Source organism: Flagellimonas sp. MMG031 (genome assembly GCF_040112705.1).
Lineage (GTDB): Bacteria > Bacteroidota > Bacteroidia > Flavobacteriales > Flavobacteriaceae > Flagellimonas.
In genome coordinates, this window is the sequence record NZ_CP157804.1 from 651287 (window position 1) to 663366 (window position 12080).

A 12080-nucleotide genomic window follows, 5' to 3' on the forward strand; every position below is an offset into this window, starting at 1 on the left:
CAAGATGAAAAAATTAGGAACACTACTGCTTGCCATCTCATTGTTGGCGTTATCAGCCTGTAAGAACTCAGGCTCCAAAGAAAAATTTTTACCACCCTCTACCGGGGGAATCAACTCGCTGATGGTCATCATGGACACCGAGCTCTGGAGAGGGCCGGTCGGGGAAAAGATACGTGACGAATTTGCGGCACAGATTATCGGGTTGCCCCAAATAGAGCCATTGTTTACCCTCACCCAAGTGCCTCCAAAGGTTTTTAAGGGAACTACCACACATGCGAGATCTATTCTCTACGTGGAGCAGGATTCCACCTCTTTGGCCCATATTAAGGACGACGCCTATGCAAAGCCCCAAAAGGTAGCGGTGGTCACTGGCCCTACCGAAGAGGTCATGATCAGGAATTTGGATTCCCTGGCCGACAGAGCGATAAAGGAGTTCAAATCCAACGAAATTGCAGAGGCCCAGCGAAGGTTTGAGCGTTCCTTGAGTAAAGATGAGGCATTGGAAGAGGAGTTTGGCATAAAACTAAACGTGCCATCGTTGTATAAGGTGGGCAAAAGAGAAGATAATTTTGTGTGGATGGACATTCAGATTCCGAAGGGCACCATGAATGTAATTGCTTATGAAATGCCTTGGGATTACTTCAGCAACGATTCCACGTTTGTGGACGATATCGTTCGGATGAGGGATTCCATTGGCGAAAAGTATATTCCAGGCCCGTATGAAAATACCTTTATGATTACCGAAAAGGCCTTTTCGCCCTATGTGTTTCCTGCGGAGATTGGCGGCAAAAAAGCGGCCGAGGTGAAAGGGGTTTGGGAAATAAGCGGTTATCCGATGGCGGGACCGTTTTTGACCTATATCATCAATGACAAGGAAAATGACAGAAAAATGGTCATCGAAGGGTTTACCTTTGCACCATCCGAAGCCAAAAGGGACTACATGTTCGAACTGGAAGCCATTTTAAAGACCATTGAGTTTTTACCATCAAAAGACACGTCCGATTAGATAACTAGCAATAGAAAAAAATAAAAAGCCCCGAACCATTGGTTCGGGGCTTTTTTGTATGATGGATATGATTTAATCAAATGCAAAGCCAGTGGCAATTCGATATACGAAGGCATAAAGTACCACAAAGAACATCACGAAACTAAACCAGGCGAATATCTTGAAATATTTCTCCACCAAAAAGTGGCCCAAGTTTCGGAAGCCTTCAATATATATTTCCTTAACGAGTAGTAATTTTTTCATAAGTATGTTTTTTAAGATTTAAGCTGAAACAAAGTTTTGTTTTTAAAGGGTGGATGAAAAAACTAAAGGGCAAAAAGCCGTTTTTGAACGACGAAAACCATACTCTTAAGTCGCTAATCCTTAAAGGAATGGGTTTGATCGACAAACTACATATTGCTGCCGATCGATGGAAGGCATGGATGACCGATAAACGGCAACTAGAGTGCGAAAATCAACTTGAAAATAGACATAAAAGGAGTCGCAGGAGCGATTATTCGGAAATCAGTATGAATTCCGACCTTCTGTTCAAACGGTGTTGTGTGGGAGAGCAGGGAACCCCATCGGAACAGGGGTTGAGCAACCTTTCTTCACCATATCCTACGGCACTTATAATTCTGGACGGGTCCACGCCTTGGGATACAATATATTGTTTGGTAGATTTTGCCCTTCGGTCCGATAGAAGCCTGTTGTAGGCCGCAGGGCCTCTTGCGTCTGTATGGGAAGCTATCTTTAGGGAGAGACCTTCGTTTTCTTTGAGCACTGCAACCAGTTTATCCAGCTCTTCCGCTGAACGCGTAGTAATTTCCGAACTGTCAAACTCAAAATAAACATTGCTTGGCTCAAACATCTCCGCAACGGTACTAGGCTCTGTTCGTTTCAATTGGCGCAAGTATTGCGAAACGGAAATACCTTCGTTTTCCTTGGTGCGTACTTGTAAACTATCGTTGATATAGCCCTCTTTTTGGGCCACCACGGTATAATCTGTATTGGAACTTAAGTTTTTAAAGCTATAACCTCCCGTGGTATCGGCCATGGTTTCAAAAAGCAGGGCGCCAGTAGCACTAAACAATGCAATATGTACCCGCTCAAGAGCCTCCTCGGTCTCCGCTTCTGCAACAAAGCCCGTGATGGCGTTGAGGTTGGCTTCAAGAACAAAGGAATAAATGTCGTCGTCGCCCCTCCCTCCTTTTCTGTTGGAAGCAAAATATCCTTTCTCGCCCGCAGCATCAATAATATAGGAGAAATCATCCCTACTACTGTTAATGGGTTTGCCCAAATTGACCCCAATGCTAAACATATCGTCCACGCCCTCTGACTTATATATGTCTAGCCCTCCAAAGCCCATGGGCCTATTGGAGGAAAAATAAAGGGTGTTTTCGGTGATGTACGGGAACATTTCCTTTGCCGCAGTGTTGATGGTCCTACCCAAGTTTTTGGGCTCTGAAAAGCCGCCATCGGGATAGATGTCCACCACATAAATATCCGTTTCGCCAAAACCGCCAGGTCTATCGGAAACGAAATACATTTTAGTGCCATCTGGACTAACGGTGGGGTGCCCGGTGGAATAATCTGCGCTGTTAAACGGTAGCTCTTCGGCCTTGGACCACTCCCCGTTCACCAATCGGGAGCGATAAATCTTTAAGTGATTGATACCATTTTTCCCTCGCTTCAATCTTTTTCCGTAGTTGTTTCGTGTGAAATAAATGGTTTCGTTATCGGGAGAAAAGGCCATTGAAGCCTCATGGTATTTGCTGTTGATGCTTTTGGAGAACTTCTTGGGTTGTGTCAGGTCTCCTTCATCATTCTTTCGCTTGGCCTCGTAAATATCCAAAAAGGGTTGGTTGGTCCATTTGTACCGGCGTGTGATAAAAATGGATGAATCTTTGGCGGAGGAGTAAACAATACCGTTACCATGAAACATGGGAGAAAAATCCGAATAGGGAGAGTTGATTCCCAAATTCTTGATTTTGACCGTGTAGGCATCCTCCCAATTGGAGTCATTTTGATTTTGGAGTTCCTTTAAAGGCTCTTCCCTCTTTTGGCGTAAAATCTTGGTGATTGCCGCCGCTCTTCGGTATTTGCCAGTTCCCTTTAAGGTTTGGGTGTATTTGAAAACAGTTTCGTCGGACACATCATCGGAAAACAATTGATAAAGTTCATTGTACCATTTGTAGGCCTTCTCAAGGTTCCCGATAAAATAATGGGAGTCACCGGCTTTTGATAGTAGGGATGAGGTGTGTTTTGCGTCCGTTTTTTCAAGCACCATATCATAAATGCGCGCCGACTCGGCATACCACATTTTGTCGTAGTACTCGTTGGCCTTTTCGATAAGTTTATCCGCAACACCACCCTTGCGAAGGTATTTGGCCAGCTTTTTGTCGCTTAGGCCATCAACGTGTTTTACAACATCTCCATTATTGGCGTTAGATTCGCTAATGCTGTTTGTATACAAAGGAATAGCTGCATCATTTGAAGACACAGCAAGGTCTTGGGCATATATTCCCAAACAACCGAGAAAGAAAAATAGCAAGGTCAGTTTTTTCATTACCACTCCATCTGCACAAATGAACAGTTGGGTCCATTTGGAGGTTAAGCATTGTGAGAGCCTAACAGTTTAGTTGAACCGCTAAAATAGGATATGGTAAGTGGGGTATTAAGTTTTTGTTGTGAAAGGTTGAATTTGCGTCGTTGAATGCCTAAAAAATGTTGTTGTTGGTCGATGAACCATTAAAAAACAATAGGGTTCAAGGTTTAAATACTAAACTGTTTTAGGACTTGGATTCTTTGCTTTCGCCTTCCAACTTATCGTCTTCCTTGGTAGCGTCCTTGAATTCTTTAATTCCACTTCCCAAGCCTCTCATCAACTCTGGAATCTTTCTGCCTCCAAAAAGCAAAACCACCACGGCAACGATCAATACAATCTGCCAAGGGCCTAACATACCAAGAAATATTGTTTGAGCAATCATATCTACAAAAGCTTTAATTTAGAAATGTAAAAGTACTAAAAAGATGCGGAAGAGTGTGATCGATTAACTAAAATTAGCATTTGGGAATGATTTTTAGGAACTTAAGCAACCTAGCTTTTTAAAAAGCTTAACATCCATATTAAATTGTAAGACTATCTTTGTTGATTATGGCAAAGGACAAAAAGAAAAGAAAAGAGATCAGGCGTAAGCTGCTGCACAAGTACCGCTTGGTGATCTTGAATGAAAGCACCTTTGAGGAAAAGATATCCTTTAAGCTGAACCGGTTGAACGTTTTTGTGACCGGCACCCTTTTCATTATTGTACTGATTGGAGTCACCACATTGATCATTGCCTTTACCCCACTACGAGAATACATTCCAGGTTACTCATCCACCAAATTGAAGCGACAGGCCACTGAACTTACCTATAAAACGGACTCTTTGGTCACTGTGCTAAATTATACCAACAGGTATTTGGACAATGTGCGAAAGGTCTTGCGCGGCGATATCGAGAACAATCAGACTAACCGAGACTCCCTTTTTGAACAATATAAGTTAGATCCAGCATCGGTAGATCTCACCCCAATACGGGAAGATCTGCTCTTAAGGGAAGAGGTGGAACTGGAAGACAAATACAATCTTTTTGAGCGAGACATCGAGAACTTGGGTACGCTTTTCTTTTCGCCGGTCAACGGCACCCTGTCCCAAGGGTTTGATCAAAAGACAAAGCATTATGCGGTAGATTTGGTGGCGCCCAGGGACACCCCTGTCAAGGCAATTGCCGATGGTACTGTATTGTTTGCAGAGTGGACCACCGAAACAGGATATGTCATTATTATTGAGCACCAAGAAGGAATTACCTCGGTTTACAAACACAATGGCTCTTTGAGCAAGTCCCAAGGAGATTTAGTAAGAGCTGGGGAAGTGATCGCATCCATCGGAAATACGGGGGAACTCACCACAGGCCCACATCTTCACTTTGAACTCTGGAGAAAAGGGAAACCGGTAGACCCGCAGAACTATATTGATTTTAACTAATGTCCCTAAAAGCATTTGCAGCCAAAATATTTGCCAACCGGATAGCGAAAAAGACGAACAAGTGGGTAAACCGCCCGGTGCACACCCAGCAGAAAGTCTTTAACGAATTGGTAGCAAAGGGAAAACAGACCCTTTTTGGCAAGGACCATCACTTTGAGACCATCAATTCACATCAGGACTTTGTGGAACGCGTCCCGATCAGGGATTACGAAGACCTGAAAGGGTATGTTCAACAGATCATAGATGGCAAGACAGATGTGCTTTGGCCAGGCAAGCCCATTTATTTTGCCAAAACATCTGGCACCACCTCCGGTGCCAAATACATTCCTATCACCAAGCCGTCCATTAAAAATCAAGTAGAAGCCTCAAGGAATGCCATTTTGAATTATATCCATGAAACAGGGAACGCCGATTTTGTGGATGGGAGGATGATTTTTTTGCAGGGAAGTCCGGAGTTGGAGGAAAAAAACGGCATCAAATTAGGGCGCCTCTCGGGCATCTCGGCCCATTATGTGCCCAACTACCTTCAAAAAAACCGATTGCCCAGCTGGGAAACCAACTGTATCGAAGATTGGGAGACCAAGGTGGAAAAAATTGTTGAGGAGACTCAAAACGAGAATATGACCGTAATCGCAGGCATTCCCTCTTGGGTACAGATGTATTTTGAAAAGCTGAACTCCAAGACGGGAAAAAAAGTAGGGGAGCTGTTTAAGGAATTCCAACTTTTTATTTATGGCGGGGTGAATTACGAGCCTTACCGGGCCAAGTTTGAAAACTTGATTGGGAGAAAAGTGGACAGTATCGAACTCTTTCCCGCAAGCGAAGGATTTTTTGCCTATCAAAATTCACAAAAGGAAAAAGGGATGCTCTTGTTGCTCGATGCTGGTATTTTTTATGAGTTTGTAAGAGCCGACGAATTTTTTGATGAACAACCCAAGAGACTGACCATTGCGGATGTGGAATTGGATGTGGATTATGCCATGGTGATTTCTACCAATGCAGGGCTATGGGCCTACAATCTTGGCGATACCGTTCGGTTTATTTCAAAAGACCCCTATAAAATTGTGGTTTCTGGACGTATCAAACACTTTATCTCTGCCTTCGGGGAGCACGTAATCGCCAAGGAAGTGGAAGAAGCCTTACGATTGGCCGTGGAGCAGACCGATGCCCTTGTGAATGAATTTACCGTTGCCCCACAAACCGATCCCGAGGAAGGAGAGCTGCCCTATCACGAATGGTTTATCGAATTTGAGCGGGAGCCATCTGACCAAGAAAAGTTTGCTTCCATTATAGAAGAAAGCATGAAACAGCAGAACAGTTATTATTTTGATTTGATTGATGGCCATATTCTTCAACCCTTGAAAATAAGAAGCATCAGCACCAACGGCTTTCAAGATTATATGAAATCCATTGGAAAGCTTGGAGGTCAGAATAAGGTACAGCGCCTTGCGAACGACCGAAAAGTGGCCGATGGACTTCAGCCATTTAAAATTAGTTGAGTTATAAGGGCTTATCTTTCATAGGAATTCACTTATTTTTGCCAGAAGTTATGATGGCAACAGAAGTAAAACAGACCACTAGGGCACAGGAGTCGACCAACGCAATCGAACGGTTGTACATCACCATGCGACATTTGCTGAACAGGGGATTCTACAAACCCTCTGGCGTTTCCGGTAATGCTTTGCGGACCGCGTTATTGTTGCTTAGGCCGGAAATTTATGGCACCATTGCCGACGATAAGGCAGAGTTGAACGGTTTGATTTATGTGTTGGAACGACTTCCCGAAGGCATCGAGGAATGTCGCTTTATCAACCTTACCTCCGACGAAGGTTTTGCCAAATCACATCTAAAACCAATTGTTCCTCCCAAAAGGAGAAGGAATTGTTACCGTATTGATGACGAGCAGATGAACGTGGAGATTACCCGTGGTAGAAGTGATATTTATGATATTTTGACCCACTTGACCTTCTTGTTCATCGAATCCGGAAAAATATGCAGAAGGGTATTGGTAGACGATGGGACCTCGACCATAAGGGACTGGGACAAGCTTACGGAATTTGTGCTATCGGAAGAAAAGACCTCCGAACAACGTGAGGTGGCATTGATTCACTGCGCCAATATCTTGAGCAGGACTTTTGATGAGGTGGTGGAAATCCAAAACAAGCTTAAGACCCCAGAAGACCCGGATCGCTTTTTGAACGTTATCCATTGGTTGGGCAAACTGGCCATTGAGGAAGAGACGACAGGCAATAAAAGGACCATTACCTTCAGCCCCTTGTTGCGGGAGCGATTGGGGCATCATATCCATGGTGAAAAATGGGCAGATAGGATCAAGGCCACGCTGAAAAACCATGATCTGTTGCACAGGCCACTTCATATCATCAGCGCAAATATGCACAGTGTGATGAACTCCTTGTTTGCCAAAAAGGCATTGGCAGATGAATTCCCGGATAACGACTCCTTGGAAATTTATAAGGCACTAAGCTCGGATAAAAACAAGTCCCTCAATAAAAAGGTCAAAAACCATGCGCTGAGCAATGGCATGATTATGTTGGAGGATGAATCAGGAGCGAATATCGATGTACAGATTTTTGACACGGCCAAGTTCGGAAACGGCAGCTGTTGTTACACACTCCCAAATGATATCGCAAAAGATCAAAAACCAGTTATCTTTGTGATGGACTATGCCTTTGGCGAGCAGGCTTATGAGACCATAGACGAGCTTTTGAAGCCGATGGAAGAAGGCCAAAAGAAAACATTTTTAAATGTGGATTCAGTTTCCATCATGGGAAAAGCTGGTATTTTGGAAGGGGGAAAAGGAGATATTATGATTCCTTCGGCGCATATTTTTGAAGGAACCGCCGACAATTATCCCTTCGAGAACGAACTGAAAGGTTCCGATTTTGAAGGACATGGATTAAAGGTAACGGAAGGAACCATGGTGACCGTTTTGGGAACATCCTTGCAAAACAGGGATATTCTCCAGTTTTTTCATGAGTCTACATGGAACGTTATCGGCTTGGAGATGGAAGGGGTGCATTACCAAAAGGCAATACAATCGGCCTCCCAGATTCGGAAGAGCATTAAAAAGGAGGTGAAGGTGAGATATGCGTACTACGCCTCGGACAATCCATTGGAGACCGGGAGCACATTGGCTTCAGGAGGATTGGGGACAACAGGGGTGAAACCCACGTATTTGATTACGGATAAAATTTTACAACAAATATTCAATTCATAAGGTATGGCAGACCAACCGGTACAACAGAACAATTCGGATGAAATAGATTTGGGACAATTGTTCCAAATGATAGGAAGGAGCTTTCAAAAGTTCTTCAATTTCATCGCAAGTATATTCAAAGGCATTTTCCACTTGATAATGCTATTTTTACTGTTTGTTCAAAAGAACATCGTTGTAATCGGAGCGGCTCTTATTATTGGAGGTGTGGGAGGTTTTGTCCTTGACAGTATTACCCCGGAAAAGTATATTTCCCGGATGGTAGTGGAACCCAATTTTAACAGTGTACAGCAATTGTACAACAATATTGCCTTTTACAATGATTTAGCTAAGGCCCAAGATTCGGTGGCATTGGCCACTGCATTGAATATCACTGAACATGAGGCAGCTAGCATCAAAGAGATTTTCACGGATTCCTATTCGGATGAAAATCAAAAAATAAAGCTCTTTGATCAATTTATAAAAGAGCTCGACACTACTACCATAAAAGCGATTGACTACGAAAATTATTTGCAGAACTTCAATTCCATGGACGCCAGGTTCCACCAAATATCCTTGATAAGCACAGATAATAGGGTGGCCAAGAAAGCGCAGCCGGCCATTATCAACTCTATTTCAGTAAACGAGTATTTTAAGTTACAGAAAAGGATTAATGATGAAAACCTAAAGCTTCAGGAAGAGATTTATAAAAACCAGTTGGCCGAGATAGACTCTTTGCAAAGCTTATATCGAACTGTTTTGGTGAAGGAAGCGGACAAGCCCATGCAGGGTACGAGCATTAATTTGGCAGAAGGAGGGGAGGCAAAAGGGCGTGAGCTTGCGTTGGTGCAGGAGAAAGACGTATTGAAGGAAAAACTGGTAGAACTCAACGAGGAACGCGCCAATAAATCGACCATTATCAATGTAATTAGCGATTTCCCAACAAGGGGCGTGGAATTAAAGGGAATTTGGAACAGCTATAAATTTAAACTCCCAGCATTGTTGCTAATTTTGGTCCTTGGGGTTTTAGCTTTGCTTGAACTAAACAGATACCTTAAAACATATAATCAAAAGTAGGGGCGGCATTAGGCTTTTACTATAAAAGTTAAACAATGGTTAGCGTTTTAGTAACAGGTTCCAATGGGCAACTCGGACTTACTTTTCAAGACCTAACCTTGCATTTTCCACAACTCTCCTTTGATTTTAAACCTATGGATGCCCTCGACATTACGCAAAGAGAGCAAATCGTCGAAGTATTTGAAAAAGGGAAGTGCGACTTTTGCATCAACTGTGCTGCCTTTACCAACGTGGAGGCCGCAGAAAGTAACGCCGAAGAAGCTTTTAAGGTCAATGCGGAAGCTGTGAAAGATTTGGCTCAGATTTGTAAGCAGCATGGCGTGGTTTTGATCCATGTATCAACCGACTATGTTTTTGACGGGGAAAAGAAGGATGCTTACACGGTGGAAGACAACCCCAATCCTATAAATGAGTATGGGAAATCCAAACTGGCGGGAGAAAAATTGATTCAAGAATGGCAACCCGAACACTACATTGTCCGCACGTCTTGGTTGTATAGCAAGAGACATGGACACAACTTTTATAAAACCATTCTTAAAAAAGCACTGGCGGGAGAAGAGCTTCGGGTTACCAATGCCCAAAAGGGGCGCCCCACGAACACGGAGGCATTGGCCCATTTTATTTTGAACGAAATTGTATTGGGCAATAAGCCCTTTGGAACCTATCACTTCGCAGATGGTGATCCGATGACTTGGTATGAATTTGCGGAGCAAATATTGAAGGAAAACAAACTTTTCGAAAGAGTGGCATTGACCGTTGACAATGAATATCAAACACTTGCCAAAAGACCAAAAAACAGTGTTTTATCTTAACCTTTAAAAAAATGGTCCCCTAAATTCAAAATGTATGCAAGCTAAGGAAACTATATTAAAGGGCTGCTATATTTTAGAGCCCACCATTTTTAAGGATGACCGTGGATATTTTTTTGAAAGTTACAATCATAGAGCTTTTTGTGAGGCAATAGGCAGTAATGTCAACTTTGTCCAGGACAACCAGTCTTATTCCAAAAAAGGAGTGTTGAGGGGGTTGCATTTTCAGAAGGATAATTATGCACAAGCCAAACTAGTTTCGGTAATCCAAGGAATTATACAAGATGTAGTTGTTGATTTACGTAAAGATTCTCCTACCTTTGGCGAATACTTGTCGATTGAATTAAGTGCTGAAAATAAAAAGCGAATATTTGTGCCAAGGGGTTTTGCCCATGGCTTTTTAACATTGAGCGATTCGGCCGTTGTAATTTATAAATGCGATAATTATTACAATAAGGCCTCTGAAGGCATAATCAGATACGACAATAAAAATTTGGGCATAAAATGGAACTTGGAAAGCAATCAGTTATTGCTGTCTGACAAAGATATGAATGCAGAGCATTCCGACCGTTATTTAAAATAAATGGCAAGCAAAGTGTTATCAAGCAGGTTTTCGCCAAAGCTATTTAATACAGGACCCGAAGAAACCTTTTATGAAAACGGAAGAGGCCATTAAAACGCAGGTTATTTCATATCAAAATTTAGGTAAAACTATTAAAGAAGAGAAATGAAAATCAAAAAAAGCTCTCCAGATGTAGTAATGATGGGACTTGGATATATCGGACTCCCAACAGCTGCCTTGATTGCCAAAAGCGGTAAATATGTTCACGGTGTTGATATAAACCAAAATGTGGTGGACACCATAAATTCAGGTAAGGTTCATATTGTTGAACCTGAATTAGATGCTGCGGTTGCTTTTGCAGTTAATGAGGGTAACCTTGTCGCAGATACTAAACCAGTGAATGCAAGAACATACATTATAGTTGTTCCAACACCTTTTAAGGACAAGAATGAGCCAGACACCTCCTTTGTTGAAGCCGCCACAGTGGCCATACTGCCATTACTTGAAGAAGGTGACCTCTATATTATAGAATCAACATCACCCGTTGGTACTACCGAAAAAATGACGGGACTTATCTACTCCAAACGACCCGAACTAAAGAATAAGTTATATGTAGCTTATTGCCCTGAACGGGTTTTGCCAGGGAACGTAATGCATGAATTGGTACATAACGACCGAGTAATAGGAGGTATTGATAATGCTTCAACACAAAAGGCATTATCTTTTTACCAACAATTTGTAAAAGGAGAACTGCACAAAACCAACGCCAGAACGGCAGAAATGTGCAAATTGGTCGAAAATTCATCAAGGGACGTGCAGATTGCTTTTGCGAATGAGCTGTCCTTAATCTGTGACAAGGCCGATATCAATGTATGGGAGCTTATTAATTTGACAAACAAGCATCCCAGAGTCAACATCTTACAGCCAGGGTGTGGGGTAGGAGGACATTGTATTGCAGTAGACCCGTATTTTATTGTTGCCGATTACCCTATGGAATCAAAAATTATTGGGACTGCTCGGGAAATCAACAACTACAAATCGTTTTGGTGCGCAGAAAAAATAAAAAACACGAAGCTGGAGTTTCAGTTAAAACACGGCCGCAAACCACGTATAGCACTTATGGGATTGGCTTTTAAACCGAATATAGATGATTTAAGAGAATCACCTGCAAAGTACATAGTACAAAAGGTTTTACAAGACTCCAATGATGAGGAGTATTTTATCGTAGAACCTAACATAGCTTCCCATAATGTTTTTAAATTGACAGATTACAATGTGGCAGCAGAGCAGGCAGATATTGTTGTTTTTTTGGTGGGCCACAAGCAATTTTTTGAATTGGAATTAGATAAGGGAAAAGTAGTATTGGACTTTTGCGGTATTGTCAGACAATAAAACTTAGTTTAAAA

General features: G+C 42.4%; 11 protein-coding genes. 8 read left to right on the top strand and 3 right to left on the bottom strand.

Annotated features, from left to right (window positions below; translation table 11 throughout):
• The first annotated feature begins 4 nt into the window (after positions 1–4).
• On the top strand, positions 5–1006 hold the full coding sequence (locus ABNE31_RS02830) for a DUF4837 family protein (RefSeq protein WP_349352298.1): 1002 nt from the start codon (positions 5–7) through the stop codon (positions 1004–1006).
• A 72-nt stretch (positions 1007–1078) separates the two neighbouring features.
• Here the strand turns inward: ABNE31_RS02830 and ABNE31_RS02835 are convergent, their stop codons facing one another.
• The 3 genes from ABNE31_RS02835 to tatA form a co-directional block, all read right to left on the bottom strand.
• Entirely contained in the window at positions 1079–1249 is a 171-nt protein-coding gene (locus ABNE31_RS02835; RefSeq protein WP_164732874.1) for a DUF6747 family protein, read from the bottom strand.
• 250 nt (positions 1250–1499) lie between these two features.
• A complete protein-coding gene (locus ABNE31_RS02840) occupies positions 1500–3554 on the bottom strand; it encodes an OmpA family protein (protein ID WP_349352299.1) in 2055 nt (684 codons plus the stop codon).
• Between the two features lie 223 nt (positions 3555–3777).
• A complete protein-coding gene (gene tatA, locus ABNE31_RS02845; RefSeq protein WP_179383246.1) occupies positions 3778–3975 on the bottom strand; it encodes a twin-arginine translocase TatA/TatE family subunit in 198 nt (65 codons plus the stop codon).
• A gap of 167 nt (positions 3976–4142) precedes the next feature.
• Between tatA and ABNE31_RS02850 the strand changes: the two genes are divergently transcribed.
• From ABNE31_RS02850 to wecC, 7 genes are all read left to right on the top strand, one after another.
• On the top strand, positions 4143–5012 hold the full coding sequence (locus tag ABNE31_RS02850; RefSeq protein WP_179383247.1) for a M23 family metallopeptidase: 870 nt from the start codon (positions 4143–4145) through the stop codon (positions 5010–5012).
• Positions 5012–6511 carry a GH3 auxin-responsive promoter family protein gene (locus ABNE31_RS02855; RefSeq protein WP_349352300.1) on the top strand — a complete coding sequence of 500 codons (1500 nt, stop codon included), beginning with the start codon at positions 5012–5014 and terminating at the stop codon, positions 6509–6511. The genes ABNE31_RS02850 and ABNE31_RS02855 overlap by 1 nt, the downstream gene beginning before the upstream one ends.
• A gap of 50 nt (positions 6512–6561) precedes the next feature.
• The gene (locus tag ABNE31_RS02860; protein ID WP_349352301.1) at positions 6562–8250 is read left to right on the top strand and encodes a hypothetical protein; all 1689 of its coding nucleotides are present in this window, start codon (positions 6562–6564) and stop codon (positions 8248–8250) included.
• A 3-nt stretch (positions 8251–8253) separates the two neighbouring features.
• The gene (locus ABNE31_RS02865; protein ID WP_349352302.1) at positions 8254–9303 is read left to right on the top strand and encodes a hypothetical protein; all 1050 of its coding nucleotides are present in this window, start codon (positions 8254–8256) and stop codon (positions 9301–9303) included.
• Positions 9304–9338: 35 nt separating this feature from the next.
• Positions 9339–10115, top strand: a complete 777-nt coding sequence (rfbD, locus tag ABNE31_RS02870; RefSeq protein ID WP_349352303.1) for a dTDP-4-dehydrorhamnose reductase — start codon at positions 9339–9341, stop codon at positions 10113–10115.
• A 34-nt stretch (positions 10116–10149) separates the two neighbouring features.
• On the top strand, positions 10150–10695 hold the full coding sequence (gene rfbC / locus ABNE31_RS02875) for a dTDP-4-dehydrorhamnose 3,5-epimerase (protein WP_349352304.1): 546 nt from the start codon (positions 10150–10152) through the stop codon (positions 10693–10695).
• Positions 10696–10839: 144 nt separating this feature from the next.
• Positions 10840–12066, top strand: a complete 1227-nt coding sequence (wecC, locus tag ABNE31_RS02880; protein WP_349352305.1) for a UDP-N-acetyl-D-mannosamine dehydrogenase — start codon at positions 10840–10842, stop codon at positions 12064–12066.
• Positions 12067–12080 lie beyond the last annotated feature (14 nt).

Bases quoted from the DNA above. Each gene is read 5' to 3' on its own strand.
- ABNE31_RS02830 (WP_349352298.1), top strand. From the start codon at position 5: ATGAAAAAATTAGGAACACTACTGCTTGCCATCTCATTGTTGGCGTTA.
- ABNE31_RS02835 (WP_164732874.1), bottom strand. From the start codon at position 1,249: ATGAAAAAATTACTACTCGTTAAGGAAATATATATTGAAGGCTTCCGA.
- ABNE31_RS02840 (WP_349352299.1), bottom strand. From the start codon at position 3,554: ATGAAAAAACTGACCTTGCTATTTTTCTTTCTCGGTTGTTTGGGAATA.
- tatA (WP_179383246.1), bottom strand. From the start codon at position 3,975: ATGATTGCTCAAACAATATTTCTTGGTATGTTAGGCCCTTGGCAGATT.
- ABNE31_RS02850 (WP_179383247.1), top strand. From the start codon at position 4,143: ATGGCAAAGGACAAAAAGAAAAGAAAAGAGATCAGGCGTAAGCTGCTG.
- ABNE31_RS02855 (WP_349352300.1), top strand. From the start codon at position 5,012: ATGTCCCTAAAAGCATTTGCAGCCAAAATATTTGCCAACCGGATAGCG.
- ABNE31_RS02860 (WP_349352301.1), top strand. From the start codon at position 6,562: ATGATGGCAACAGAAGTAAAACAGACCACTAGGGCACAGGAGTCGACC.
- ABNE31_RS02865 (WP_349352302.1), top strand. From the start codon at position 8,254: ATGGCAGACCAACCGGTACAACAGAACAATTCGGATGAAATAGATTTG.
- rfbD (WP_349352303.1), top strand. From the start codon at position 9,339: ATGGTTAGCGTTTTAGTAACAGGTTCCAATGGGCAACTCGGACTTACT.
- rfbC (WP_349352304.1), top strand. From the start codon at position 10,150: ATGCAAGCTAAGGAAACTATATTAAAGGGCTGCTATATTTTAGAGCCC.
- wecC (WP_349352305.1), top strand. From the start codon at position 10,840: ATGAAAATCAAAAAAAGCTCTCCAGATGTAGTAATGATGGGACTTGGA.